Source organism: Methylomicrobium lacus (assembly GCF_041897535.1).
Taxonomy (GTDB): Bacteria; Pseudomonadota; Gammaproteobacteria; order Methylococcales; family Methylomonadaceae; genus Methylomicrobium; species Methylomicrobium lacus_A.
Window position 1 is genome coordinate 2856668 of record NZ_CP169217.1, and the last position, 24945, is coordinate 2881612.

Consider the following 24945-nt stretch of genomic DNA (forward strand, 5'->3'; position numbering starts at 1 on the left):
GGCTGAGGAGTATGCCGAGAATTGCGCTCATCGACAACTGTTTTGCTAACGGCTATTGTTTTGCCTTTGTCAGTGTTGCCGCAGAATGTCTTTCACGACCCGTAAGGCCGAGTGTGCGGCGCCATTCGAATGCGTATCCTCGGTAAAATCGCCGGCAAAATAAATCCGGCCCTGCGGTGTTCTGAGCGCATCGGAATACTGATCTAAACGCGACCGGCCGAGCGGCCAGGACGCTATCGCGCGCGGATGGAAGCGGTAGAAGGTCATTTGTTTGACCGCAGGGCTGAAACCCGGCCATTGTTTGTCGAGCGCCGCGAGCAGCATTTCGCGAATCTCGTCGGGGCTGCCGATCCTCGAATTGAAACGCTCCGCATAAGCGCCGGTCACCAGCAAGTTCAACAGCGCATCCTTACCGGCCTCGACATGGCCTTCGTAGATCACGCCCAGCGGGCCGTCGGTCAGGATCGGCAGGATGCTTTCGCCGTCTTGCGTCCAATAGCGGCTGGCGCTGTGGTCGACTTTGAGGTGCGCGGTAAAGTAGGCGCCGCCGCTCTGGGTCTGTATCGCTTCCTGGCGTGCTTCCGACAGCGGCGGGTCGAACTGGATGTCGTTGAGCCTGAACAAAGGGATCGCGGTAATCACATAATCGGCGCGGTAAACCTTTTGTTCGTAGGTTTTCATGTCGGTCGCGGTGACTTCCACGCCGGCAGCGCTCGATCGGATGTGCGTGACCAGTTGATTCAGGCGGATGTTGTCGCGCCCGATCGCATCGGCGATCTTTTCCGCGGCGCGCTGGTTGCCGCCGATCACATGATAGGGCTGTGTGCCTTGTCCCGAGAAGATATGCCATTCGGCGATGCCGTCGAGCGCGCTGATTTTTTCCCAAGAGGTCGCAAACTCCGGTTCGGTTTCGAGTCGGACAAATTCCTGCGCCTTGGGCGGCAGGCCGCTCTGTTGCCGGATCCAGTCGGCGAACGAGATGTCCTGTAACGATTCGAGTTCGGGGGTGAGCGGGCGGCGGTCCAGCTGTCGGTACAGATTGGCCATTTTTTGGTCCCAGGCCCGGTAAGCCGGCATTTCGTCCTTGCCGATGAACGCTTCCAGGAATTCCAGGTTGGTGTCATGCGTAAAGGGATATAATTTGCCCTGATAACTGAAACTTGAAAAGCTGGTATAGGCGGTTTCGAGCGGAATGTCCAACTCCCGAAAAATAGCGAGCGCCGGGTTGTTGCCCCAAAACTCTGCCAGCCCGACTTCGGCATGGGCCTGATCGGCATAGCGAGCGGTGCGGATGCGGCCGCCGATGTGGGGAGTCATTTCGAGTATCAAGGCCGTTTTGCCGGCTTTCTGCAGTTGATAGGCCGAGCTGAGGCCGGCAAGGCCCGCGCCGACGATCAGCACGTCGGGATTCTCTTTCGCCGCGTTTTGATGCAGCTGCGGCGTGCATGACGTCAGGCACAAGATGAACAGGGCGCAGAGGCTTGGCAAAAAGCGAAAAGATGAATGTTGTATCGGCATGGGGCGTCGAAGTTCCGGGGCGTAGAAAAGTCTATTGCCAATATAGCAACGAAATGATCAAATGCATAAAAGGGTTTTGTGACATCGCTTTGGATTCTGCCGGTGTTTTCCGAGCGTTTTGTTTTGTCACGGTATTGTCATCGGCTTGTCCTATTCTGAGCCGTTTTTTGACCGTTTAAGGCGCCGCATTAAGGTCTTCCCGTATGAATTATTCCGCGACCGTACAAGGCAAATCGTATCAGTTCAGGAATCTCCGAACCTTGATGGCGAAGGCGTCGCCGCGGCGGTCGGCCGATGAATTGGCAGGGCTTGGGGCGGAGACTGAGGTCGAACGCGCGCTGGCACAGCGGCTGTTGGCCGATGTGTCTTTACGGCAATTCATCGAAGAGCCGTTGATCGCGCCGGAACAGGATGAAGTCTCGCGGTTGATTCTGGAGCGGCACGACGCGGCCGCATTCGCGCCGGTCGCGGCGCTGACGGTCGGCGAATTTCGCGACTGGCTGTTGGCGGGCAAAGGCGATTTGGCTGCGCTGGCGCCAGGCTTGATGCCGGAAATGGTCGCCGCGGTCAGCAAGATCATGCGCAATCAGGATTTGATCGCGGTCGCGCGCCGCTGCCGGGTCGTGACCCGTTTTCGGAATACCCTCGGACTGCCGGGCAGGCTGTCGACGCGCCTGCAGCCGAATCATCCGACCGACGATCCTCGCGGGATCGCCGCCTCGATTCTGGATGGGCTGCTCTACGGCAGCGGCGATGCGGTGATCGGCATTAACCCTGCGACCGACAACCTGCAGAACGTGCATACCTTGCTGAATCTGCTCGATGACATTATCAGTCGCTACGAGATACCGACGCAGTCCTGCGTACTTGCGCATGTGACGACCAGCATCGAGTTGATGCGGCGCGGCGCGCCGGTCGATCTGGTCTTTCAGTCGATCGCCGGCACCGAGGCGGCGAACCGCAGTTTCGGCATCGATCTTTCTCTCCTGCGCGAAGCGAAGGCGATGGCCGAAGCGCTGGGCCGGGGCAGCATCGGCAACCAGCTGATGTATTTCGAAACCGGGCAGGGCAGCGCCTTGTCCGCGAACGCACATCACGACATCGATGCGCAAACCTGCGAGGCGCGGGCCTATGCGGTCGCGCGCGAATTTTCGCCGCTGCTGGTCAATACGGTCGTCGGCTTCATCGGGCCCGAGTATCTGTATGACGGCAAGCAGATCATCCGCGCCGGGCTCGAAGACCATTTTTGCGGCAAGCTCCTGGGGTTGCCGATGGGTTGCGACATCTGTTACACCAATCACGCCGAGGCGGACCAGAATGACATGGACACTTTGCTGACCTTGCTCGGCGTCGCCGGTTGTAATTACATCATGGGCATTCCGGGCGCGGACGACATCATGCTGGCCTATCAGAGCACCTCGTTCCATGACGCGCTCTATCTGCGCGAGGTGTTGGGGCTCCGGCCGGCGCCCGAATTCGAGGCCTGGCTGCAGGCGATAGGCATTTTCGATCAAAGCAACCGGCTGGGGGACGGCCGGCAGGAAACGCGCTTGCTGAGCGATTTCGGCGGACTTTCGGAGCTGACGGTATGAATGATCCCTGGCACAATCTCCGCCGTTTTACCCAGGCCAGAATCGCGCAAGGCCATGCCGGCTGTGGTCTGCCGACGGAGGCATCACTCGATTTTGAGCTCGCGCATGCCTTGGCGCGGGATGCGATTCATCAACCCTGGGACATCGAGCGCTTTGCGGAAGAGGCCACGCTTATCGGCCTGGAGCCCTTATGTCTCTCGACGCCGGTTGCGGGCAGGGTGCAGTATCTGCAAAGACCCGATCTGGGACGATGTCTCGACGAGGTCAGCCGGCAGACGTTGCTGGAACGTCAGCAACCGGCGGTCGACGTGGCGCTGGTGATCAGTAACGGCCTGTCTTCGATCGCGGTCGAGCGCCACGGTCTGGCGCTGCTAAAGGCTATCGTTGCGGTTTATCAGGACATCCCCTTACGCTGCGGGCCGGTCTGTTTGGTGCCGAATGCGCGGGTCGCGCTGGCGGATCAAATCGGCGCCTTGCTGAATGCGCGCCTGTCCGTGATCGTGGTCGGCGAGCGCCCTGGGCTCAGCGCGGCCGACAGTCTGGGCATCTACCTGACCTACGCGCCGCAAGTGGGCAGGACCGATGCGGAGCGCAACTGCATTTCGAATATCCGTCCGCCGGAGGGAATGTCCTATCAGGCGGCCGCGGCGAAACTGGCTTATTTGAGTTATGAAGCCCTGCAGCGGGGATTGTCGGGGGTGGGGTTGAAGGACGACATGCCTAAACAGTTACTTGATTGAAAAGGCAAAGCGGAGCCATGCGTTGCATGGCTCCGAAACTCACAAAACGATCGATTAGATCTTCTTTTTGATGATGGTCTTGCCGTCGATGATCAATTCGGAGATGCCGCCTATTGAACCGTGCAGCGTGCAGGAGGCTTCCTTGAAGTTTTTCTCGCCCTTCCATTTCAAGGTGATGTAGGTTTCCTTGTCGGTTATTGGATCTTCAGAAGGGAAGAACGCTTCTTCACCGGTTTCTTTCAGGATCGCGGCCGGGCATTTTTGGTTGGCCATTTGCTGGATCGCGACATAGTTTCTGAGCATCGACTGCGCTTCGACTGTTTGCGGCGATTCCTGTTTGCTGACTCCGACGACGATGAAGCCGACCACGAACACGCCGATGACGGCCCACATCAGCTTGGTCGTATCACTCATTTTGGTATCTTCAGTCTCTTCACTCATTTGGCACCTCTGCTTTTGTTATTAATGAATTATCCCAGTTATGCTCAGTCCGGTCTCCCGGCCAACTTCCTTACGAATTCTAAGCGAATTAGGCGTTCCCGGCAATGTAAAGTGCCGAATCCTGCAACAGAGACTTAAAATTCTATCCCTTGTTCCGCCTTGATACCGCGTTGATAGGCATGCTTGACCTGGGTCATTTCGGTGACCGTGTCGGCGATATCGATCACCTCGGGCGCCGCGTTGCGTCCGGTCAGGATCAGATGCATCCAGCGCGGCCGGTGTTGGGCGATGAATTCGGCGATTTCCTGGCCGCTGATCCAGTGGTAACCGCAGCAGTAATTGATCTCGTCCAGCACGACCACGTCGAATTCTTCGGACATGATTTTTTGTTTGCAGAGCTCCCAAATCTCGCGGCTGGTCTTGATGTCCTGCTCGGGATTCTTGGTGTCCCAGGTAAAGCCGTCGCCGAGCGCATGCCATTCGATATTGTCGAAATGCTGGGCGGCTTTTTGCTCGCCGGTCTGCCACTGGCCTTTGATGAACTGGATCACGCAGACTTTCATGCCCCAGCCGGCGGCGCGAAACGCCATGCCGAACGCGCTGGACGACTTGCCTTTGCCTGCGCCGGTGTTGACCACGATCAGGCCTTGGCGTCTGTTTCTGTCTTTCATAGGTTACGAAGTTGATTATGTTGAATTCGGAAAAGCGCTCATCCGGACGGTTTTATAAACGGCCTTGCTCGAACAGGCGGCGGTGTTCTTCCCGGGTCGGGAGGCCCGGACGCGCGCCCATCTTCGTGCAGCACAAGGCGCCTGCCGCGCTGGCATAGCGCAAAACATCCGGCCAAGCCATCCGCTGCGAGACCGCCGCCGCGAAGGCGCCGTGAAAGGCATCGCCGGCGCCGGTCGAATCGACATCCGGAACCTCGAAGGCCGGCATGAAGCCTTGTTCGCCGCCGCGGCGCCAGAACAGGCCTCTTTCGCCGAGCGTGATCACGACATTCGGCGCGACCTGGGCCAATTGAGCGAGCGCGCTTGCAACGGAGCCTGCGACCTGCACGGCGAATTTTTCCGAGCAAACCAGATAATCGACCTGAGTCATCAGGGCCTCAGTGCCTTCGTGCAGGGAGCCGGCATCGAGCACGGTCGGTATCTTTTGCGCGCGCAGGGTTGGGCAATAGGCCGCAGAAACCTGCGGCTCGTGGCCGTCGAACAGCACCACTTTGGGATTGATGCGGCTGAAATCGAGCGCGTCGGCGGGCAAGGGATGGGTGCCGATTTTGTAATTGACCAGCGCCCGCTTGCCGTCGGGCTTCACCAGCACCGCCGAGATCGGCGTCGGCGCGGGGCCGCGCAGGGTCAATCCGGTGTCGACGCCATGCGCGATCAGTTCTTGCAGGTGTTTGTCGCCGTAGAAATCGGCGCCGAGGTAGCCTGCGAAGGCGGCCTTGAAGCCGAGGTTCGCGGCCGTCACCGCCGCATTCGCGGCCGGCCCGCCGCCGCAGTCGATGAAGCCGGTCGCGAAGGTTTTTTCATCCGCGGCCGGATGATGATCGACCGAGAACACCAGATCGTAGGAGGCATGGCCGATACAGAGCACATCGACTTCAATCAGCGGTTTTGTCATGGTTTTGGGTGTGGACAGCTCGGTAAAATGCGCGTTATTCTAATCGAAAACCCCAATCACCTTTGCCGTTTTTGATCCTGGAGGCCCGCTATGCAGATCAGTCCCGAAATTTTGCCCCGCATCATCCAGGCGATCGCCGAGGCGATCGAAAAAAACGCCGAGGCCGTCACCCAGCTCGATCAGGCGATCGGCGACGGCGATCATGTGGTCAATCTGCAGCGCGGCATCCATGCCTTGCAGGCGCAAAGCGCGGAGATCGGGCAGCTGGATTGGGCGGTCGTAATGCAGAAAATCGGCATGACCCTGATGTCGACGGTCGGCGGCGCCTCCGGATCTCTCTACGGCACCTTGTTCGTGACGATCGGCAAGGCGCTGCGCGATAAGACGGCCGACTTGCCAGCCTTTGCGGCCGCGTTCGCGCAGGGCGTCGAGTCGGTCAAGCTGCGCGGCAAGGCCGATGCGGGCGAAAAAACGATGCTCGATGTGCTGATTCCGGCGGCGCAAAGTTTGCAAAATTCGGCGGACGCATCAATTTCGTTGCAGGAACTGCTGGCCGACGTAACCCACGCCGCCGAGACCGGCGTCGAGGCGACCCGCAAAATGCTCGCGACCAAGGGCAGGGCGTCTTTCCTCGGCGAGCGCAGCCTCGGGCACATCGATGCGGGCGCGAAAACCGCGCAGTTGATGATCGCGGCGATTGCGGCAGTGATCGCCTCTTCAGGCGCCCCAACGTAAGGCGGCCGTATTGACCGGCGCGTCCCAGAGCCGGATCATTTCCTCGTCCAGCAAGGTCAATGTCAGCGAAGCGCCGGCCATGTCCAGCGAGGTCGTGAAATTGCCGACCAGCGAGCGGGCAATCACGACGCCGCGCTGCTCCCAGTATTGCGCGGCCAGATGATAAATCAGGTGCAGTTCGATCAGCGGCGTGGCGCCGAAGCCGTTTACATGCAGCAGCACGGACTGGCCTGGTTGCGGTTTGAGTTCCTCATCGATCGCCCGGGCCAGATGCTCGACAATTTCACTGGCGTTGGCTAAAGGCAGCGTTTCGCGGCCGTGTTCGCCGTGGATGCCGACGCCCATTTCCATTTCCTGATCGCCCAGATCGAAGGTCGGCTTGCCGAGCGCGGGCACCGTGCAGCTGGTCAAGGCGACGCCGATCGAGGCGGTGGACTGGTTGATCCTGTCACCGAGCGCCTTGCAGGCCGCCAGATCGGCGCCGGCTTCGGCGGCAGCTCCGACCATCTTTTCGACGATCAGGGTGCCGGCGACGCCGCGCCGCCCGATGCTGTGCGTCTTGGGCAGCGACACGTCGTCGTTGACCAGCACGGTCGCATTCGGGATTTCGAGCATTTCGGCCGCGATCTCGAAATTCATCACGTCGCCGGCATAGTTTTTTACGATGAACAACACGCCGCCGCCCTGATCGACCGCCTCGGCGGCGGCCAGCATTTGATCCGGCGTCGGCGAGGTGAAGATTTGCCCGGGACAGGCCGCATCGAGCATGCCCAGGCCGACGAAGCCGCTGTGCAGCGGTTCGTGGCCGGAGCCGCCGCCCGAAATCAGCACGACCTTGCCGGGGCTCCCTAGCTTGGCGCGCTTGATGAAGTGCGGCTCTTGGTTCAGTTCGACGATGTCCGCATGCGCTTTTGCAAAACCCTTCAGACTGTCTTCGAGCAGGCTGTCGATGGTGTTGATGAATTTTTTCATAGCTTGGGCTCCGGCTGTTAGTTGGCTTGGCGGCGCAGGGCCTCGGTCACGGCGATGATGTCCGGCATCAGCCAGGTCGGTTGATAGTCAGAGGAGCGCAGATCGGCTTCGCTCGATATGCCGGTCAATACCATCAGGCTGCGAATGCCGGTGCGCACCGCGCCGAGGATGTCGGTTTCGAGGCGGTCGCCGATCGCGATCGTTTCGGCGGGGTCGGAGGCCAATAGCTTCATCGCCTGCCGGTACATGATCGGCTCCGGTTTGCCGATCACCATCGGCGAAACGCCGGTCGCGGCGGTCAGCGCGGCCAGGATCGCGCCGTTGCCGTGGGTGACTCCGTATTCGGTCGGCAGGGTCGTGTCGGCATTGGTGGCGACGAACCGGGCGCCGGCCCGGATGTTCAAGGTTGCGGTCGCGAGCTTGGCCCAGCTCAGCGTCGAATCCTTACCGCAGACGACGATGTCCGCGCCTTGCGCATCCGGGGTTTTTTCGGTTTTGAGTTCGTACAATCCGGTCAGGGTAAAGCCTTGTTCGCGCAAGGGCCCGCAAGCGCCGTCTTCGCCGACCACGAACACGCGGGTCGAAGCCGGGTCGGTGTGTTCGGCGAGATACAGCGCGGTCGCCATGCCTGACGTCAATATTTCATCCCTGGAGACGGTCACGCCCATGTCGGCGAGCTTATTTACATATTGATCCTGCGTCTGGCTGGCATTGTTGGTCGCCAGGATGAAGCGGATTTGCAGGTCGCGCAGGGTTTCGAAAAACTCGCACAGGCCGGGCTGAGGCACGCTGCCGTGCCAGAGCACCCCGTCCATGTCGATGATCATCGCGCGGATAGACTTGAAAGATTCCATAAACTGTTTTCTCTTCACTCAGACTCGCAACAGCTTGGCATAAGATTCAGGCGCTTGTCCAGTTTGTTTGCGGCGAGAATGGGGGCGAAAAAGGTGGGGTTAGGCCACAGGCGGCGGGAGTCATCGCAAGGCGCAACAGATTTTACGCTATCTGGCGCAAAAAAGCGGCAAATTCGGTACAGAAATGCCAAAAAATGGGTGTTTTCGAACGTGCGGAGAACGTGCAAAGACCCCCGGCGAAACTTGGTAAAATCGGCAAAAAAAAGCGGATAACTGACTGAATAGTAGCTTGTTTTTGAAGTGCTCCGGAAGGCCGGCAGAAGGCGCCGTTACTGTATTCGGCACGGATCATTGACATGACTCCCCTTTCTAATTTACAGTAGCGTTCGCATTAAACAGGTAATCACCTAACTACAATAACAAACCATTGGAGCAATATCATGGCAAAACCATTAATTCAAATCGCATTAGATTCTCTGGATTACAACGCAACGATCGCGCTGGCTGAAACCGTAGCGCCACACGTTGATATTTTCGAAATCGGAACTCCTTGCATCAAGCACAACGGTGTTAACCTGGTTAAAGATCTGCGCGCCAGATTCCCTGAAAAACTGATCCTGGTTGACCTGAAGACTATGGATGCCGGCGAATACGAAGCGACTCCTTTCTACGCGGCCGGCGCTGACATCTGCACCGTTCTGGGCGTATCCGGCCTGGCAACTTGCAAAGGCGTCATCAAAGCGGCTAACGCGCATGGCGCAGAAGCTCAAATCGACCTGATCAACGTTGAAGACAAAGTGGCTTGCGCACGCGCAACCGCTGAAGCCGGCGCTCACATCATGGGCGTACACACCGGTCTGGACGCTCAAGCAGCAGGTCACACTCCATTCGGCGACCTGAGCGACATCGCTAGATTGGGCCTGAACGTCAGAATTTCTGTTGCTGGCGGTATCAAGGCTTCAACCGTACAAGACGTCGTCAGAGCCGGTGCAAACATCATCGTGGTCGGCGCAGCGATCTACGGTGCTCCTTCCCCAGCTGACGCTGCGCGTGAAATTCGCGAACTGGTTGAAGCTGTATAACAATGCATCAGCAACTCATCATAGACAAGATTTCAGGCATTCTGTCGGCGACTGATCCATCCTATGATCAACGCTTGACCCAGATGCTTGACAACGCCAAGCGTATATTTGTTTCAGGCGCCGGTCGTTCCAAGCTCGTCGGCAATTTTTTTGCGATGCGGCTGGTACATGCCGGCTATGATGTCAGCGTTGTAGGCGAGATAGTCACGCCCAGCATCAAAAGCGGCGACTTGTTGATTATCATTTCAGGCTCGGGCGAGACCGAGCAGCTGATCGCCTTCACGAAAAGCGCTAAAAAAGTCGGCGCGGACATTGTGTTGATTTCGGCAAAGGGCAGCTCCACGATAGGCGACTTGGCCGATGCGGTATTCCAGATCGGTCAGGCTGAACAATACGGAAAAGTGGTCGGAATGCCGATGGGTACGGTTTTCGAACTGTCGACCCTGTTTTTCCTGGAAGCCACCATTTCTCATATCATCCATGAGAAGGGCATCCCGGAAGAAATCATGAGAGAAAGGCACGCTAACCTAGAATAGCGTAAACCCAGAACGGGCGGCCCAGGCTGCCCGTTCTTTTCTCTTGTGTTTGGCGACGAAATCATCTGACGCTGAATAGGCTGATTAACACAACATAATTTACCAACGAAGGAGAAGACTATGGCATCGCGCCGTGTATTAGCTAACGCCATTCGCGCTTTGAGCATGGATGCTGTACAAAAAGCAAATTCGGGCCATCCAGGCGCCCCGATGGGTATGGCGGATATTGCCGAGGTTTTGTGGAACGACCACATGCGCCACAATCCGGTCAACCCAAAATGGCCAAACCGCGACCGCTTCGTGCTGTCCAATGGCCACGGCTCAATGCTGATTTATTCCCTGCTGCATCTGACCGGTTACGACTTGTCGATCGAAGATCTGAAACAGTTCCGTCAGTTGCACTCCAGAACTCCAGGCCATCCTGAATATGGCTATGCGCCGGGTGTTGAAACCACGACCGGTCCTCTGGGTCAAGGCATTACCAATGCGGTCGGTATGGCGATTGCCGAAAAAGCCCTGGCTGCGCATTTCAATAAAGACGGCCATAAAGTTGTTGATCACAAGACCTATGTATTCCTGGGCGACGGCTGCTTGATGGAAGGCATTTCCCATGAAGCCTGCTCGCTGGCCGGTACGTTGGGCCTCGGCAACCTGATCGCGTTCTGGGACGACAACGGCATCTCTATCGACGGTCACGTCGAAGGCTGGTTTACCGACAATACCCCGAAGCGTTTCGAAGCCTATGGCTGGCATGTGATTCCTGACGTCGACGGTCACGATTCCGAAGCGATCAACAAAGCGATCGAGCTGGCGAAAGTGATGACCGACAAGCCGACCTTGATCTGCTGCAAGACCACGATCGGTTTCGGTGCGCCGAACAAAGCCGGCACTCATGCCTGCCACGGCGCGCCACTGGGTGAAGAAGAAATCAACCTGACCAAGGCGGCTCTGGGCTGGGATCACGGTCCTTTCGAAGTGCCTGCCGAAGTTTATGCGGGTTGGGACGCGAAAGCGAAAGGCACGGCGGCCGAGAAAGCCTGGAACGAGGCGTTTGCGGCCTATAAAACGGCTTATCCTGAACTGGCGGCCGAATTCGAACGCCGGATGAACGGCGATCTGCCGGCGAACTGGCAAGCCGATGCGGACAGCTTTGTCGCTTCCGTGAATGCGCAAGCCAAAACCACCGCGACCCGTCTGTCATCGTTGGCATCGATCGAAGGTTATGCGAAATTGCTGCCGGAAATTTTCGGCGGTTCGGCCGACCTTGGCTGCTCGAACATGACCGAATGGTCCGGTTACAAGCCGATGCGTGCGAACAAGCCGGACGCGAACTATGTGAACTACGGCGTGCGTGAATTCGGCATGTCCGCGATCATGAACGGTATCGCTCTGCACGGCGGTCTGATTCCGTTCGGTGCGACCTTCCTGATGTTCTCCGAATATGCGCGTAACGCATTGCGGATGGCTGCTTTGATGAAGATCCGTTCGATCTTTGTTTTCACCCATGACTCCATCGGTCTGGGCGAAGACGGTCCGACCCACCAGCCGATCGAACAAATCGCGACCTTGCGGATGATTCCGACCATGCATGTCTGGCGTCCTTGCGATGCGGTCGAAACGGCGGTGTCCTGGCGCGCGGCGATCGAGCGTAAAGACGGTCCGTCCACGCTGGTGTTCTCACGGCAAAACCTGCCGCACATTCCACGCAGCGAAGATCAAATCCAATTGATTGCTCGCGGCGGCTACATCCTGAGCGACAGCGAAGGCCAACCGGATGCGATCATCATCGCGACCGGTTCCGAAGTCGAGTTGGCGGTGAAAGCGGCGGACGAACTCCGCGCGAAAGGCAGCAAGATTCGCGTCGTTTCGATGCCGTCGACCAACGTGTTCGATGCGCAGGATGCGGAATACCGTGAATCGGTATTGCCGGCGGCCGTGACCAAGCGGGTTGCAGTTGAAGCCGGCGTCACCGAGGGTTGGTGGCGTTATGTCGGCAGCAACGGCAAGATCGTCGGTATCGACCACTTCGGTGAGTCGGCGCCGGCAGGACTGCTTTTCAAGGAGTTTGGCTTCACCGTCGAAAATGTTGTCAAGCACGTGGAAGCTGTACTTTAATTGAAAAAAGGCGGGATGGCGCGTTCATCCCGTCAGTTGACGAGATCCTGGGCCGCACAGAGTCACAACTCGGCGTGTACGGGATCTCGATCCACATACTTGGACTTATTAGGGTGAACAACGTGAAAATTATAAATATAACGAACGGCGCTTTTGCGGCATTACTGATGGCCAGTTCTGTTGCGGGTGCGGATGCCCAATATCCGGCGTCCGATTTTCAACCGAAAGTGCTTTATCAGGATAGCGAATACAAGCATCAGGGATCATCCTCTGCGGCGGCCGCGCCATCCAGCGCAAAACCGGCGGATTCGCAATATCCGGCGTCCGATTTCCAACCGAAAGTGGTCTATTCGGACCCTAGCTATAAGGCGTCATCTTCAAGCGAAACCGCGTCTTCCAGCAGACCGCAAAACAAATCGGTTGAGAGCTCATCGGCGGCTGCCAGCCAGCCTGCCGCTTCCGCTGCTGTCGAAGAAGCCAAGCCTGCTGCCGAAGCTAAAAAGGAAGAGTCTAATTTCGTTTATCTGATCGGTCTGGCGGTGCTGGCGTTCGTCGGCGTGGTCTTTTTCAAGAAACAAGCGCGTCCTGAAGGCCATGCGGCGCAAGCCGCTGCACGTGCAGCCGTTGGCGGCGCGACCGGCGTGGCAAAATATCTGAGCCGTAAAGCCGGAACCGGCGTGTCCCGCTATCTGGAACAACAAGTCAAATCCGCTACGGCTTCTGCACCTCTGACCGGTGTTGCCAAGTACATGGCAAGCCAAAAGCCATCTGCCGAAAGCGCTTCGTCAAAGCCAGCTTCCCGCGTCGAAAAATATTTGCGCGACCGGGGGTAATGGATGGATCAAGCTTACTTGATCAGCTTGGTCGAGGGATTTTATCCCTTCGGTAAGCGATCCAAAACAGGTACGAAAAAACAGCAAACGTTGACCCACTCCGAGGAGATTTACGAACAATCTTCCGGAGTGGCTGCAAAGGCGCCGGTCATGGACACCAATTCCGGCGTGTCGCGCTACCTACGGAACCGGCCCGTCCAATCCGGGGTGTCGAGGTATCTGAAAAAGAGCAATGCGCAACCGATGAGTGGCGTCGGTAAATACCTGGTGACGCAGTCGATCAAAGACCGGGAAGTCGTGCGTGTGAGCGGCGTCAGCAAATATCTGGCGCGCTTCGACGGCGAGTCGTCTGCCAGCGGCGTTGCCAAATATGTCGCGAAACAAATTATCCAGACGCAATACTTGCCCAAACGCACCACTGTCGGCAGATATATCACCCGCCAGGAAATCGCCGAGGCGAAACTCGCCGCATTGACCGGCGTCGCGAAATACCAGGCCGAACAGGATTTGCTGCAAAGAAAGATCGATGCGCAGAAACTGATCGAGCGGTATCGCGAAGAAGAAGCGCGCATCGCGGCCGAAAAGGCGGCGCTTGCGGCCCGGCAGGAAGCGGTAGTGGAAGAGACGCAAGTGGTCGAAGTTCGGGAAGAGGCGGCAGAAACCCGGGTCGGGCGCTATGTGCAGGAAAAGGCGAAAATCGACGCGCAAAAGCCCGCAGTCAGCAAGGTTGCCAAATATATTGCGCAGCAAGTCGTTCGGGACAGTCTGAAACCTCGTCAAAGCGGCGTTGCCAAATATCTTGCGAAAAGCCGCGTCTATACGGCAAAGCCCGTCGTGAGCGGTGTTGCCAAATACTTGGAAACGCAGGCTCTGCTTGCCAAAACCCAGCCGGCATTTTCCGGGGTTGCGAAATATTTGATCAGGCAAAGACTGGCGGTCGCAAGCCAGCCGGCCAAAGTCAGCCGGGTAACGAAGTATCTGGCTCAACACGGGCAAACCGTTGCCGACATCTCTGTTGCGGCGAAACAGCCCGCCAAGCGGGAGTTGGTGTTGACTGGCGTTGCCAAATATCTGAACCTGCAAATCGAGGCGGCTCACGTGTTGGCGAGTCTGGCCGACGTTCCTGCCGAGATCTGTTTGGAAGGCGAATTCATTCCGGCGGCGGAAGCTCTGGAAAATGAGTCGGCTAAGCCTAAAAAAGCGAAGGCCACCCGGGTTTCCAAATATATCAATGAGCAACAGGCGACGACAAAAAAAGCGGCCGGAGCCAAAAAGCCGACCGGAGTCGATAAGTATCTGCTGCAATCCGCTTGATTCGGAGTGTCGATGCATTGAGCCTGCGTTCGTTCAGCGCGAATACAGGCTCTTATTCCCCCCCCCTCATCCAGGCCGTCGCCTAAGTCTGTACGGCCGATTCGTCGCTACAGCCGCGGCTCTCGTCGATAGCGGACGGTAGATCCTCCGCGCATTCATCCTTTTCCCTCGTCTTCCAGCGTACAGCCGACTGCCTTGCAGCATGCCCGAATTTGTCGGATCTTTTGACGGCCCACCACCAAAATCACAGCTAACACCCGCGCCGTAATTTGACTCATTCAGTAGTGTCGTATAAACACGAAGTATGGTAATATTTCGGAGGCATTTGTTATTTTAATTATAAATTTGTAAGGTGCATATTATGGCTAAGAATTTACTAGAACAACTCCGGGAAATGACCATCGTTGTTGCTGACACCGGGGACATCCAGGCTATTGAAACCTTCAAACCGCGCGATGCGACCACCAACCCTTCTTTGATTACCGCGGCGGCGCAAATGCCGCAATATCAAAGCATCGTTGACGATACCTTGAAGGGTGCGCGTAACACCTTGGGTCGTGATGCGGCGCCTGCGCTGGTGGCTAACCTGGCATTCGACCGCCTGGCGGTTTCCTTCGGCTTGAAAATTCTCGAAATCATTCCAGGCCGTGTTTCGACCGAAGTCGATGCGCGTCTGTCTTACGACACCGAAGCGACGATCGCGAAAGGCCGCGAAATCATCGCGCAATATGAAGCGGCTGGCGTGTCGAAAGACCGCGTCCTGATCAAAATCGCTTCGACCTGGGAAGGCATTCAAGCCGCGGCGGTTCTGGAAAAAGAAGGCATTCATTGCAACCTGACCCTGTTGTTCGGCATTCACCAAGCGATCGCCTGCGCCGAAAACGGCATTACCCTGATTTCGCCATTCGTCGGCCGTATCCTCGACTGGTACAAGAAAGACACCGGCCGTGATTCCTATGCGCCAGCCGAAGATCCAGGCGTTGTCTCCGTGACCTCGATCTACAACTATTACAAGAAATTCGGTTACAAGACCGAAGTGATGGGCGCGAGCTTCCGCAATGTCGGCGAAATCACCGAATTGGCCGGCTCCGACCTGTTGACCATCGCGCCATCGCTGTTGGCCGAGCTGCAATCCACCGAAGGCGAATTGCCGCGCAAACTGGATCCAGCCAAAGCCGCGAGTATGCAAATCGAAAAAATCACGATGGACCGCGCAACTTTCGATCGCATGCACGAAGAAAACCGCATGGCGACCGACAAGCTGGCCGAAGGCATCGTCGGCTTCGAAAAGGCTCTGGTTGCTCTGGAAGACCTGTTGGCCAAACGTCTGGCTGAACTGGAAAACCAGTTGGAAACTGCGTAAGCTGAACCATTACATTCTCCGGCATCGGTTTGCCCGGTGCCGGAGATTCCAAGGCACTCTACAGATGGCGTGATGTCCGCATCGACGCCTATTATTTCTTACATTCCGATATGTCAAAAAAAATCTTAGATGTAGTTAAACCCGGCGTCGTGACCGGCGAAGATGTGCAGAAAGTATTTGCGATCTGCAAGGAAAACAATTTCGCGTTGCCAGCGGTCAACGTGATCAACACCGATTCGATCAATGCGGTGCTGGAAGCGGCGGCGAAAGCCAAATCCGCGGTGATCGTGCAGTTCTCCAACGGCGGCGCGCAATTTGTCGCCGGCAAGGGGCTGAAGCTGGAAGGCCAAAAAACCGCGATTTTGGGCGCGATTTCCGGCGCGAAACACGTTCATCTGATGGCCGAGCATTACGGCGTTCCGGTCATTCTGCATACCGACCATGCGGCGAAAAAACTGTTGCCATGGATCGACGGCCTGTTGGACGCGGGCGAGAAACACTTCGCGGAAACCGGCAAGCCGTTGTTCAGCTCGCACATGCTGGATCTGTCCGAAGAAAGCCTGCAAGAAAACATCGAGATTTGCGGCGAATACCTGAAGCGCATGTCAAAAATGGGCATGACCCTGGAAATCGAACTGGGCGTGACCGGCGGTGAAGAAGACGGCGTCGACAACTCCGGCCTGGATCATTCGATGTTGTACACGCAACCGGAAGACGTTGCTTATGCTTATGAGCATTTGAGCAAGATCAGTGACCGCTTCACGATCGCGGCTTCGTTCGGCAACGTACATGGCGTTTACAAGCCGGGCAACGTCAAGCTGACTCCGAAGATCCTGGACAACTCGCAAAAATATGTGTCCGAAAAATTCAATCTGCCGGCCAAGGCTCTGACCTTCGTCTTCCACGGCGGCTCGGGCTCGACTCCGGAAGAAATCGCGGAATCGATCAGCTACGGCGTCGTCAAGATGAATATCGACACCGATACCCAATGGGCAACCTGGGAAGCCATCATGAATTTCTACAAGAAAAATGAAGGCTACCTGCAAGGTCAAATCGGCAACCCGGAAGGCGACGACAAACCGAACAAGAAGTACTACGATCCTCGCGTATGGCAACGCGAAGGCGAACTCGGCATGGTCGCACGTCTGCAACAGGCGTTCCAAGACCTGAATGCGGTCAATTCGCTGTAATATCGCCAAAAAATCACAGGCTTACCGCGTAAGCCTGTGATTTCCCCTTGGGATACTCCCTCGTATCCTTATCTATCGACCTCGCCGGTCAATCGTATTTGATATATTTGAAACGCGGATCGTCGGGTGTGCCTTCCAGTGCGCCGCCTTCCTTGCCCGGCTGCCACATGATCACGTCCTCGATCTTGCGCGCCAGTTCGAAATCCTTGTTCGTAATGCCCTTGGCGGCATGATTCATCAGCTTGACGATCACAAAAGCGTAGGAAACGGTCAAGTCGGGATGATGAAAAGCGGCTTCCGCCAAATGGCCGACCGTATTCACGACCATCAGCGTGCCTTTCCAGCCGCTGGTCTTGTATTTGCGCCGGATCCAGCCGTTTTCAAGGTACCAGTGCGGCAGTTCCTCCTTCAGTCGTTCTTCAACTTCGCTGTCTGTATAAGTGTCTTCGTGTTTGCGTTCGCGCCAACCCATGATCATAACTCCTGCTCGGTGAAAGATTCCCCTCCGATTGTAAACGATTTGCCACTATCCGGAAAAAATAATGCGTGACTCAGGCAATCTGTGTGTGAATCGAGCCGGTTGCATCAGAAATAACGACTAGAGGCGGGCAAGGCGGGCCTCGATGCGAGAGGGGTTAAGAAAATAAATGTGAAACTTTTCTTAAGTAGCGTTGTTTAGTAGTTACGAGAGATGTGTAAAGAACGACTTTGAACTAAATTTCAATATAAGAAAGGTGTCCGTAGCTGACCGGCAGAGGCGCCTTGCTTCGCGCGGCTGGCTTTGATTCGCGGCCTTGAGGCGTGAAGAATTATGTTGAGATGCTTAAAGGAAGGGGATGGACATGTTCAAAAAATTTATGATAGTAATCAACTTGCTCGGTAGTCTCTGTGTATTTGTGGTGATGTGTCTGTCGAAAGGCTTGCACCGCTCGCAGAAGCACAGGAAAGAGACGGTCAGGAATGGCTGGTTCTGGCATTCGAGTTAATTAAAAAACGCAAGAATGCCAGAACTGGGTCGTTTGATTTGCAGAGGGGAATTGCCTTAAGGCTCGAAGCGGTTGGCGTCGCAGCCTTTTTGATAAAACAGCAGCGATGGCGGGAACGGCGTTACATCGATGGTTAATGTGGTCTCCTGGTCAAAGGCGGCCACGGGGCCCGATGCGGCGCTGCTAAAGTTTTTCGTCAATTGCGCCGCCAGTTTTTCCTGCGCCACATCGTCGCCCAGGGAGAACGGATCGACGGCCAAATTGGTTTGGTCGATCGCCTTTTCCAGGGCTTCCGAGGCGAGTTTCTGGATTTTTGTCTCAAAATCCTTGAAGATTTCTTTCGGCTTTTCGCGCTTGATGCGCTCGAGGTCTTGCGGGTCGGCATAAACCAAAAAAGACCCGCTGGCGCCCTGGAGTTCATTTTTACAAATGCCGCCATCCATGATCCTGACCAAATTCAAGGTCTTGCCGTCTTTGGTGGTCGTCAACGGAGGATTGGTGGAAGCCTCATAATTCTCGGCCGGCTTTTCCTGCGGCAGTGCCGGTTTTGCCGCGGACTGTATGGCGGCGGTGTCTTGTCGTTGAGCGGGTTGGGTCGAGCAAGCGCTGAGCAGGGATACGGCAACAGCGGTAAATGTTTTTACCCGGGCTTTCATAGTGGTTCTGAAAAATAAAATTGAAGTCTTTGTCATAAGGGCGGCGAGGCTCTCGTATTATAATACGAAGCAGTTACGGATAGGTCCGGCAAGATATTAACATGCAAGCAGCGAAAGGAAATTATCTTTGAAAATTCTGGTAACGGGGGCGGCCGGCTTTATCGGCGCCAGCTTATGCGGCAAACTGTTGGCGCGAGGGGATGAAGTCGTTGGTGTCGATAATATAAACGACTACTACGATGTGGGCTTAAAGACCGCGCGTCTGCAATTGCTGGCCGACTATGAACAATTCAAGTTTATCAAAGTGGATATTGCCGACGGCGCGGCCCTTGAGGCACTGTTTCGGAAAGAAAAGGTGCAGCGGGTGGTCAATCTAGCCGCGCAGGCCGGCGTCAGATATTCGCTGGTCAACCCGCAGGCCTACGTGAATTCGAATATTCATGGCTTCATGAACATTCTGGAGGGATGCCGGCATCATGCGATAGAGCACCTGGTTTATGCCTCGTCGAGCTCGGTCTATGGCGCCAACACCCGAATGCCGTTTTCGGTGCACGATAATGTCGATCACCCGGTATCCATGTATGCGGCCAGCAAAAAGGCGAATGAATTGATGGCGCACACTTACAGCCATCTTTTCCAGCTTCCGACCACGGGATTGCGCTTTTTTACCGTTTACGGGCCGTGGGGAAGGCCGGATATGTCGCCGATTATCTTTGCGCGCAATATCCTCGAAGGCAAGCCGATCGATGTGTTCAATTTCGGCAATCACCGGCGCGATTTTACCTATATCGACGATATTGTCGACGGCGTGATCCGGGTGCTGGACCGGCCGGCCCGGTCGAATCCTGAATGGACGGGAGAGAATCCCGATCCCGGCAGCAGTCGGGCGCCATACAAGGTCTATAATATCGGCTGCAATCAGCCGGTGCATTTACTGACCTTTATCGAAACGCTCGAAAAGTGCCTCGGCAAAACCGCGGTCAAAAACTTATTGCCGATGCAGCCCGGCGATGTGCCCGACACCTATGCCGATGTCAGCGATTTGGTGCGCGATTTCGGTTATCAGCCGAGTACGCAACTGGAAGAAGGGATTGCGCGTTTTGTGCGCTGGTATCTGGATTTTTACGGATATGACCGGTGACCGGGAGGCGCGCAGGCGCAGTTCAGTTCCAGAATGCTTGAAGCGTGCCATCCATGGCGCGTCAATCATAGCAATCAGGATGCAAGCACCGAGGCGCTTGAGGATAAACGGCCGGGTTTTGTCCGGGCGCCAATATTACGCTACGGCGCGTAAAGACTCGTCCTCATAGAGGCGTTTTTTCTTCCAGCCGGCGAATTTGCTTTCATCAAATTCCAGATCGTTGTCGATCGCATACTCATAGCAGCTTCTGAACAGGCGCGCGGTGCGGAATGCATGCAATTCGTCATCCGCGGTAATCTTCGCAACGTTGCCGACCTGGAAGGTCTTGTTCTTGGATTTGCCGTTATGGACCCAGAATACGGTGTAGCAAAGATAGCTCTTGTCCTTGCGGTGGTCGTATTTGATCGTCTTCGAAACGCCGGTGACGCCGGTCGTGGTTTTGTTTTTCGGCGGTTTTAAAAAGCGCGTTTTGCTGCCCTTCAAAACAACCAGCATCTGGTCGCGCCACAGAATTGCAGCTTGCAAAGACTTGGCTTTGTTTCCCCATAATTTATGAGAAAAATAACGGCTGCTTTCCTTGCCGCGGCGCACGATGCGCACTTGATAACCGAAAACGTCCGGTTCGGTGATGTGTTTATTTTTTGCCATGGAAGAAACCCCTCACAAAAACGACATGAAAGTTAATAGCGGTAAAGCTAGGTTGCCTATAAACGTAGCGGCTTAAGTTTTTTTTAAAAAAAGGAAGAGTAGAGCCGCTATGTTTGTAATCTAATGATTACAAATTATGACCAAAGTTCTGACAAATGCAAGAAAAAAATGACAATCAAGTGAAATATTTCACTTGAAAAAAGCATAAATTCCCGAGGAATTTGGTGTAGAATGCAGGGATTCCACTTTCAAGTGGCTATTCGTGAGTTGATAACTATTTGCTTTTTATAATTATTTGGAGACAAAAATGAGCGTTTTAGTTGGTAAACAGGCACCGGATTTTACCGTTCCTGCGGTGTTGGGCGATGGTCAAATCGTTGATTCTTTCAGCTTTTCTGAAGCCACTCGCGGTAAATACGCAGTCCTGGTGTTCTACCCGTTGGACTTTACCTTTGTCTGCCCTAGCGAGCTGATCGCGTTAGACCATCGTATCGATGAATTCAAGAGCCGCAACGTGGAAGTGATCGCGGTATCGATCGATTCGCATTTCACTCACAATGCTTGGCGCAGTACGCCGGTCAGCAAAGGCGGAATCGGCCCGGTGCGTTACACGATGGCGGCGGACATTGCACACAGCATTTGCAAGGATTACGATGTCGAAGCGGAGGCGCCGGCCGTGGCTTACCGCGGTTCTTTCCTGATCGATCGCAGCGGCGTCGTGCGCCACCAAGTGGTAAATGATCTGCCGCTGGGCCGCAATATGGACGAATTGATCCGCATGGTCGATGCGCTGCAATTCCACGAAGAGCATGGCGAAGTCTGCCCGGCCGGCTGGAACAAAGGCGATGCCGGCATGAATGCAAGCCCTGCGGGCGTTGCCGAATACCTGGATAAAAACGCTGAAAAGTTATAATAACTTTTGAAGGCCTGCCCCAGGGGCAGGTATCTGGGGCGCATTGCAATATCCCAATGCGCCCTAGTCGGCAAGATTGTTCGGGCGGTGGCTATTGATCGTTTTGTGGCGCCGATTTTTTCACGGCATCCGCGATCAGTTTTTTGCGAATGAAAAAACACACGATAATGCCCGCGATGGCCGGAATTTGAGTCACCAGAAATAATGATGTCGGGCTCTTGGCCAGCATGTCGCCGAGCGGATGCAGGACCGACAACTTGACCAGCCACCAGGTCAGCCAAAAGCCGATAAATCCGATAATGGCCCATTGCAGCGTGGGCTGCTCTTTTTCCTTGGCGGTTAAATAAAACCAGATTGAAATCGCCACTCCGGCAAATTTTGCAAGATATAACATCGTCTCACCCCATTTCATTATTGTTTTGATAGGCTGCTACCGAGGCTTGCCAAGGCCTCAGCGAGCAGGCGCTAATCATATTCCATATCCGCCCTTCATGACATAATTTTATCGCCAGGAGCCCGTTGTGAGAAAACCGCTGAAAGTGTTTGCGGTCATTTTCGCACTGTCGATCTTATTGATCGGCAGTGCGCTTGGGGTCCTGTCGGTCGTGATCGATCCTAATCAATTCAAGCCGCAGTTGGCGGAAACGCTCAGGCAAAAGATCGGCCGCGAAGTCGAGTTCGCCGGCGATTTACGCTGGTCCGTTTTTCCATGGCTGGGGGTTTCGGTCGGACCCATGCGGATCAAGAATGTCGAGGGCTTTCGGCAAGCCGACTTTCTCGGTATCGAGCAGGGCGAAATCAAGGTCAAAGTGTTGCCGTTGCTCGGCAAGCGGCTGGAAATCGACCGCATCGAATTGAAAGGCTTGCGGCTGAATTTGCTGCGCAACAAGGAAGGCGGGAATAATTGGGGTCGGGTTGGATCCGCGAGCGAAGAGGCTGTAGAACCGACTTCTCCCGGTCAAGCCGCGCAGGATAAACCCGGATCTCCGGAAAATGCATGGGCGGTCTTCGCGGTGGGCGGTGTGATGCTCGAGGAGGCGGCGGTTCATTGGGACGACCAGCAGACCGGCCAGCGTCTCGATGTGGAAAATATCAACCTGAACGTCGGCAAATTGATGTGGGATCAGTTTGCCGATGTGGCACTGACTTTCATCGTCGTCGGGCCGAGCACCGGCTATCGAGACCGCATCAGTCTTAAAACCCGTGTGCGGGTCAAGCAAAATTTCGAACAGGTGAGTCTTGCCGGCGCCGAGCTGAGTTTGGCGAGGGAAGAGAAAAAGCGTCCGGGCAAAGACCTGTCGGCGATGCTGACCGCGCCGGAAATACGCTTCGAAAAAAACGCCCAAAAGCTTTGGATTGCCAAACTGCAAATCGAGTCCGGCGAACTGGCTGTCGTGTCCAGCCTGAAGGGAAGCCATTTATTCGAAGCGGCCGATGTCGAAGGGCACCTCGAAATGGCGGAGTTCAATCCCGGCAAACTGTTAAAGCGCTTCGACATCGCGCTGCCAAAATTTCAGGACCCTGGCGCCTTGGGTCGGTTACAGGCCGGTTTTGATTGGCATGTGGCGCAAAATGCGCTGTCGCTCGATGCCTTGCGCTGCAAGCTGGACGACACCTTGCTGCAAGGCAAGATGCGCATCGAGGGGTGGGAAGCGCCGGCGATCCGTTTCAATCTGGCTGCCGATACGCTCGATGCCGGCCGTTATTTGCCGAAAAACAAAACCCCGCAGCTCACCCCGGCGGCGGCCCTGGCTGGCGCTTTTTCGATGTTGCCGGCAGGGCAGCTTCGCAAACTGGATGCGCAAGGCGAAGTCTCGCTCGGGCATCTGCAAATGCACGGCATCACCGCCGACGAACTGCGGCTACAATTAAATGCCAAGGATGGTGTCGTCCAAACCCGGTAAAACATCGGCCGGCTGTATCCGGGCGGCTATGCCGGCAGCGTGAATTTCCATGCGGCAGGCCGAAAATGTGATCCGGAGCCAGGACTTATGGGGCAAATCGTCACGCCTTCGGATGGAAGGCCGCGGCAGCACTCCTATCGAAACCGGGGATATCGATTACCGCTTCGTCAGTCACTTAGTCAAGGCGCCGGCGACGGAAACCGGGCCGGAAAAACTGCATGGCACGCCGATCGTGGCCGTCATGAGCGGCACCCTGGTCGAGCCCGGCTATCGGCTGGATATGGAAGCCTTGCTAACCGAAAAGAATCAGGCCAAAATTGAGAAGTTCATCGAGAAAAACAAGAGTAAAATAGACAAATTGAAAAATAAGCTGGATAAAAAATTGGGGCCCGGCGTCGATCATTTGTTCAGGAAGTTGTTCTAGTTTATTTAGCCTTTGACGATTTGCGATGAATAGTTTAGCGTTTGACGAACGCCTCCTGGCCTGGTTTGATCGGCATGGACGCAAGGATTTGCCCTGGCAGCAGGATAAGTCGCCTTATCGGGTCTGGATATCCGAGACGATGCTGCAGCAGACACAGGTCGCAATGGTCATCCCGTATTTTGAAGCGTTCATGGTCCGGTTTCCGACTGTCCAGGCCTTGGCGCAAGCGGAACTCGATGAGGTGCTAAGCTACTGGTCGGGGCTGGGCTATTATGCGCGGGCGCGCAACTTGCATCGCGCCGCGCAGCAAATCGAAGCGATGGGCCGCTTTCCCGATACGCTGGAAGCGCTTCAGCAATTGCCCGGTATCGGTTTATCGACCGCCGGTGCGATCATGAGCATCGCCTATGAGCGCAGTCATCCGATTCTGGATGGCAATGTCCGGCGGGTATTGGCGCGGTATCGTGCCATCGCGGGCTGGCCTGGCGAGGCGAAAGTGAACAAACGGCTATGGGAGCTTAGCCGGGCGTTGACGCCGCAGGATCGGGTGGCGGATTATACGCAGGCGATCATGGATCTGGGCGCGACACTTTGTACGCGCGGCCGGCCGGCGTGTGACCTGTGTCCCTTGAATGACGATTGTCTGGCAAGTAAGGAGGGGCGGGTTGCCGATTTTCCGACGCCGAAACCGGGCAAGACCTTGCCGGTCAAGCAGCGGGCTTTTCTGTTGCTCGCGAATAGCCGGCAACACGTTTTTCTGGAAAAGCGGCCGCCTGCCGGAATTTGGGGGGGGTTATGGTGTCTCCCGGAGTTTGAACATCACGAGCAGGCATTGGCCTGGTGCCGGGAGCGCAATATCGCGATCCTTGACCGGTACATGATGGAGAGGCGGCGGCATACGTTTTCGCATTATCATCTCGATTACACGCCGCTGGTGATCCTGACCGACGGCGGCGGGCATGGCGTCAGCGAAAAGGGCTCCGCGGGCTGGCATCCGATCGAGTCGATCGACCGTTTGGGCTTGGCCGCGCCGATCAAACTGTTATTGAAACACTATCAAAACCACGAGGACAAACATGACAAGAATGGTTAAGTGCGCAAAACTGGGAGTGGAGTCGGAAGGCTTCGATGCGCCGCCTTTTCCGGGGCCGAAAGGACAGGAAATCTATGAAAAAATTTCGAAGCTGGCCTGGCAGCAATGGATCGCCAAGCAGACGATGTTGATCAATGAATACCGCTTGGCCAGCTATGATCCGAAAGCCAAGGCTTTTCTGGCGCAAGAAAGAGACAAATTTTTGTTCGAAGGAAATAACGAGATGCCCGAAGGTTATGTGCCCCCGCCGCAGTAAACGGGCGGGCGAG

The 24945-nt window shown here is 55.9% G+C and carries 26 protein-coding genes; 16 read left to right on the top strand and 10 right to left on the bottom strand.

Features of this window, described 5'->3' with window-relative positions; translation table 11 throughout:
- Positions 1-69: 69 nt before the first annotated feature.
- Positions 70-1518, bottom strand: coding sequence for a flavin monoamine oxidase family protein (locus tag ACEPPP_RS12535; RefSeq protein WP_374087174.1), 1449 nt, complete (start codon positions 1516-1518; stop codon positions 70-72).
- A gap of 203 nt (positions 1519-1721) precedes the next feature.
- Between ACEPPP_RS12535 and ACEPPP_RS12540 the strand changes: the two genes are divergently transcribed.
- A complete protein-coding gene (locus ACEPPP_RS12540) occupies positions 1722-3110 on the top strand; it encodes an ethanolamine ammonia-lyase subunit EutB (RefSeq protein WP_374087176.1) in 1389 nt (462 codons plus the stop codon).
- Positions 3107-3850 carry an ethanolamine ammonia-lyase subunit EutC gene (eutC, locus tag ACEPPP_RS12545; protein ID WP_374087178.1) on the top strand — a complete coding sequence of 248 codons (744 nt, stop codon included), beginning with the start codon at positions 3107-3109 and terminating at the stop codon, positions 3848-3850. Before ACEPPP_RS12540 ends, eutC begins: the two co-directional genes overlap by 4 nt.
- A gap of 54 nt (positions 3851-3904) precedes the next feature.
- On the opposite strand, the gene ACEPPP_RS12550 is transcribed toward eutC, so the two are convergent.
- The 3 genes from ACEPPP_RS12550 to ACEPPP_RS12560 all read right to left on the bottom strand — a co-directional run bounded on the left by ACEPPP_RS12550 (position 3905) and on the right by ACEPPP_RS12560 (position 5917).
- Positions 3905-4291, bottom strand: coding sequence for a hypothetical protein (locus ACEPPP_RS12550; RefSeq protein ID WP_374087179.1), 387 nt, complete (start codon positions 4289-4291; stop codon positions 3905-3907).
- 134 nt (positions 4292-4425) lie between these two features.
- Entirely contained in the window at positions 4426-4962 is a 537-nt protein-coding gene (gene cobO, locus ACEPPP_RS12555) for a cob(I)yrinic acid a,c-diamide adenosyltransferase (protein ID WP_374087181.1), read from the bottom strand.
- Between the two features lie 52 nt (positions 4963-5014).
- On the bottom strand, positions 5015-5917 hold the full coding sequence (locus tag ACEPPP_RS12560; RefSeq protein ID WP_374087183.1) for a carbohydrate kinase family protein: 903 nt from the start codon (positions 5915-5917) through the stop codon (positions 5015-5017).
- Positions 5918-6007: 90 nt separating this feature from the next.
- Between ACEPPP_RS12560 and dhaL the strand changes: the two genes are divergently transcribed.
- Positions 6008-6652, top strand: coding sequence for a dihydroxyacetone kinase subunit DhaL (dhaL, locus tag ACEPPP_RS12565; RefSeq protein WP_374087185.1), 645 nt, complete (start codon positions 6008-6010; stop codon positions 6650-6652).
- Here dhaL and dhaK read toward each other — a convergent pair.
- A complete protein-coding gene (dhaK, locus tag ACEPPP_RS12570; protein WP_374087187.1) occupies positions 6635-7624 on the bottom strand; it encodes a dihydroxyacetone kinase subunit DhaK in 990 nt (329 codons plus the stop codon). The two genes, dhaL and dhaK, sit on opposite strands and share 18 nt — an antisense overlap.
- Positions 7625-7641: 17 nt before the next feature.
- The gene (locus ACEPPP_RS12575) at positions 7642-8478 is read right to left on the bottom strand and encodes an HAD-IIA family hydrolase (RefSeq protein ID WP_374087188.1); all 837 of its coding nucleotides are present in this window, start codon (positions 8476-8478) and stop codon (positions 7642-7644) included.
- Between the two features lie 440 nt (positions 8479-8918).
- Between ACEPPP_RS12575 and hxlA the strand changes: the two genes are divergently transcribed.
- The 7 genes from hxlA (at position 8919) to fbaA (ending at position 16911) form a co-directional block, all read left to right on the top strand.
- Positions 8919-9560 (top strand): 3-hexulose-6-phosphate synthase, encoded by a 642-nt coding sequence (gene hxlA, locus ACEPPP_RS12580; RefSeq protein WP_374087190.1) that lies wholly within the window; start codon positions 8919-8921, stop codon positions 9558-9560.
- A gap of 2 nt (positions 9561-9562) precedes the next feature.
- Complete coding sequence (hxlB, locus tag ACEPPP_RS12585; RefSeq protein WP_374087192.1) at positions 9563-10096, top strand: 6-phospho-3-hexuloisomerase; 534 nt, start codon at positions 9563-9565, stop codon at positions 10094-10096.
- Between the two features lie 120 nt (positions 10097-10216).
- On the top strand, positions 10217-12211 hold the full coding sequence (gene tkt, locus ACEPPP_RS12590) for a transketolase (protein ID WP_374087193.1): 1995 nt from the start codon (positions 10217-10219) through the stop codon (positions 12209-12211).
- Between the two features lie 122 nt (positions 12212-12333).
- Positions 12334-13044 (top strand): hypothetical protein, encoded by a 711-nt coding sequence (locus tag ACEPPP_RS12595; protein ID WP_374087195.1) that lies wholly within the window; start codon positions 12334-12336, stop codon positions 13042-13044.
- Between the two features lie 3 nt (positions 13045-13047).
- Positions 13048-14358 carry a hypothetical protein gene (locus tag ACEPPP_RS12600; protein WP_374087196.1) on the top strand — a complete coding sequence of 437 codons (1311 nt, stop codon included), beginning with the start codon at positions 13048-13050 and terminating at the stop codon, positions 14356-14358.
- Positions 14359-14719: 361 nt separating this feature from the next.
- On the top strand, positions 14720-15721 hold the full coding sequence (locus tag ACEPPP_RS12605; protein ID WP_374087198.1) for a transaldolase: 1002 nt from the start codon (positions 14720-14722) through the stop codon (positions 15719-15721).
- Positions 15722-15831: 110 nt separating this feature from the next.
- A complete protein-coding gene (gene fbaA, locus ACEPPP_RS12610) occupies positions 15832-16911 on the top strand; it encodes a class II fructose-bisphosphate aldolase (protein ID WP_374087200.1) in 1080 nt (359 codons plus the stop codon).
- A gap of 88 nt (positions 16912-16999) precedes the next feature.
- Here the strand turns inward: fbaA and ACEPPP_RS12615 are convergent, their stop codons facing one another.
- Together ACEPPP_RS12615 and ACEPPP_RS12620 are read right to left on the bottom strand one after the other, a co-directional pair.
- Positions 17000-17383 carry a 4a-hydroxytetrahydrobiopterin dehydratase gene (locus tag ACEPPP_RS12615; protein ID WP_374087202.1) on the bottom strand — a complete coding sequence of 128 codons (384 nt, stop codon included), beginning with the start codon at positions 17381-17383 and terminating at the stop codon, positions 17000-17002.
- A 570-nt stretch (positions 17384-17953) separates the two neighbouring features.
- Positions 17954-18553: a hypothetical protein gene (locus ACEPPP_RS12620; RefSeq protein ID WP_374087204.1), complete on the bottom strand. Its 600-nt coding sequence runs from the start codon at positions 18551-18553 to the stop codon at positions 17954-17956.
- Positions 18554-18680: 127 nt separating this feature from the next.
- Between ACEPPP_RS12620 and ACEPPP_RS12625 the strand changes: the two genes are divergently transcribed.
- Entirely contained in the window at positions 18681-19694 is a 1014-nt protein-coding gene (locus ACEPPP_RS12625) for an NAD-dependent epimerase (RefSeq protein ID WP_374087205.1), read from the top strand.
- A gap of 135 nt (positions 19695-19829) precedes the next feature.
- On the opposite strand, the gene ACEPPP_RS12630 is transcribed toward ACEPPP_RS12625, so the two are convergent.
- Positions 19830-20342 carry a hypothetical protein gene (locus ACEPPP_RS12630; RefSeq protein WP_024299562.1) on the bottom strand — a complete coding sequence of 171 codons (513 nt, stop codon included), beginning with the start codon at positions 20340-20342 and terminating at the stop codon, positions 19830-19832.
- 307 nt (positions 20343-20649) lie between these two features.
- On the opposite strand from ACEPPP_RS12630, the gene ACEPPP_RS12635 reads away from it, so the two are divergent.
- Positions 20650-21255, top strand: coding sequence for a peroxiredoxin (locus tag ACEPPP_RS12635; protein ID WP_374087209.1), 606 nt, complete (start codon positions 20650-20652; stop codon positions 21253-21255).
- Between the two features lie 91 nt (positions 21256-21346).
- On the opposite strand, the gene ACEPPP_RS12640 is transcribed toward ACEPPP_RS12635, so the two are convergent.
- Positions 21347-21649 carry a hypothetical protein gene (locus tag ACEPPP_RS12640; RefSeq protein ID WP_374087212.1) on the bottom strand — a complete coding sequence of 101 codons (303 nt, stop codon included), beginning with the start codon at positions 21647-21649 and terminating at the stop codon, positions 21347-21349.
- A gap of 127 nt (positions 21650-21776) precedes the next feature.
- On the opposite strand from ACEPPP_RS12640, the gene ACEPPP_RS12645 reads away from it, so the two are divergent.
- Genes ACEPPP_RS12645 through ACEPPP_RS12660 form a run of 4 tightly spaced genes read left to right on the top strand, consistent with a single transcriptional unit; the run spans position 21777 to position 24932 of the window.
- Positions 21777-23159: an AsmA family protein gene (locus tag ACEPPP_RS12645; protein WP_374087214.1), complete on the top strand. Its 1383-nt coding sequence runs from the start codon at positions 21777-21779 to the stop codon at positions 23157-23159.
- A gap of 49 nt (positions 23160-23208) precedes the next feature.
- Positions 23209-23583 (top strand): hypothetical protein, encoded by a 375-nt coding sequence (locus ACEPPP_RS12650; protein ID WP_374087216.1) that lies wholly within the window; start codon positions 23209-23211, stop codon positions 23581-23583.
- Positions 23584-23608: 25 nt separating this feature from the next.
- The gene (gene mutY, locus ACEPPP_RS12655; protein ID WP_374087218.1) at positions 23609-24676 is read left to right on the top strand and encodes an A/G-specific adenine glycosylase; all 1068 of its coding nucleotides are present in this window, start codon (positions 23609-23611) and stop codon (positions 24674-24676) included.
- Positions 24660-24932, top strand: coding sequence for an oxidative damage protection protein (locus ACEPPP_RS12660; protein WP_024299567.1), 273 nt, complete (start codon positions 24660-24662; stop codon positions 24930-24932). Before mutY ends, ACEPPP_RS12660 begins: the two co-directional genes overlap by 17 nt.
- Positions 24933-24945 lie beyond the last annotated feature (13 nt).

Excerpts from the sequence above, each read along its gene's own strand:
- ACEPPP_RS12650 (WP_374087216.1), top strand. The coding sequence starts at position 23,209 with ATGCGGCAGGCCGAAAATGTGATCCGGAGCCAGGACTTATGGGGCAAA.
- eutC (WP_374087178.1), top strand. The coding sequence starts at position 3,107 with ATGAATGATCCCTGGCACAATCTCCGCCGTTTTACCCAGGCCAGAATC.
- tkt (WP_374087193.1), top strand. The coding sequence starts at position 10,217 with ATGGCATCGCGCCGTGTATTAGCTAACGCCATTCGCGCTTTGAGCATG.
- mutY (WP_374087218.1), top strand. The coding sequence starts at position 23,609 with ATGAATAGTTTAGCGTTTGACGAACGCCTCCTGGCCTGGTTTGATCGG.
- dhaL (WP_374087185.1), top strand. The coding sequence starts at position 6,008 with ATGCAGATCAGTCCCGAAATTTTGCCCCGCATCATCCAGGCGATCGCC.
- cobO (WP_374087181.1), bottom strand. The coding sequence starts at position 4,962 with ATGAAAGACAGAAACAGACGCCAAGGCCTGATCGTGGTCAACACCGGC.
- ACEPPP_RS12540 (WP_374087176.1), top strand. The coding sequence starts at position 1,722 with ATGAATTATTCCGCGACCGTACAAGGCAAATCGTATCAGTTCAGGAAT.
- ACEPPP_RS12620 (WP_374087204.1), bottom strand. The coding sequence starts at position 18,553 with ATGAAAGCCCGGGTAAAAACATTTACCGCTGTTGCCGTATCCCTGCTC.
- ACEPPP_RS12640 (WP_374087212.1), bottom strand. The coding sequence starts at position 21,649 with ATGTTATATCTTGCAAAATTTGCCGGAGTGGCGATTTCAATCTGGTTT.
- hxlA (WP_374087190.1), top strand. The coding sequence starts at position 8,919 with ATGGCAAAACCATTAATTCAAATCGCATTAGATTCTCTGGATTACAAC.
- hxlB (WP_374087192.1), top strand. The coding sequence starts at position 9,563 with ATGCATCAGCAACTCATCATAGACAAGATTTCAGGCATTCTGTCGGCG.
- ACEPPP_RS12605 (WP_374087198.1), top strand. The coding sequence starts at position 14,720 with ATGGCTAAGAATTTACTAGAACAACTCCGGGAAATGACCATCGTTGTT.
- ACEPPP_RS12635 (WP_374087209.1), top strand. The coding sequence starts at position 20,650 with ATGAGCGTTTTAGTTGGTAAACAGGCACCGGATTTTACCGTTCCTGCG.
- ACEPPP_RS12550 (WP_374087179.1), bottom strand. The coding sequence starts at position 4,291 with ATGAGTGAAGAGACTGAAGATACCAAAATGAGTGATACGACCAAGCTG.
- ACEPPP_RS12630 (WP_024299562.1), bottom strand. The coding sequence starts at position 20,342 with ATGGCAAAAAATAAACACATCACCGAACCGGACGTTTTCGGTTATCAA.
- ACEPPP_RS12615 (WP_374087202.1), bottom strand. The coding sequence starts at position 17,383 with ATGGGTTGGCGCGAACGCAAACACGAAGACACTTATACAGACAGCGAA.
- dhaK (WP_374087187.1), bottom strand. The coding sequence starts at position 7,624 with ATGAAAAAATTCATCAACACCATCGACAGCCTGCTCGAAGACAGTCTG.
- ACEPPP_RS12600 (WP_374087196.1), top strand. The coding sequence starts at position 13,048 with ATGGATCAAGCTTACTTGATCAGCTTGGTCGAGGGATTTTATCCCTTC.
- ACEPPP_RS12660 (WP_024299567.1), top strand. The coding sequence starts at position 24,660 with ATGACAAGAATGGTTAAGTGCGCAAAACTGGGAGTGGAGTCGGAAGGC.
- fbaA (WP_374087200.1), top strand. The coding sequence starts at position 15,832 with ATGTCAAAAAAAATCTTAGATGTAGTTAAACCCGGCGTCGTGACCGGC.
- ACEPPP_RS12575 (WP_374087188.1), bottom strand. The coding sequence starts at position 8,478 with ATGGAATCTTTCAAGTCTATCCGCGCGATGATCATCGACATGGACGGG.
- ACEPPP_RS12535 (WP_374087174.1), bottom strand. The coding sequence starts at position 1,518 with ATGCCGATACAACATTCATCTTTTCGCTTTTTGCCAAGCCTCTGCGCC.
- ACEPPP_RS12560 (WP_374087183.1), bottom strand. The coding sequence starts at position 5,917 with ATGACAAAACCGCTGATTGAAGTCGATGTGCTCTGTATCGGCCATGCC.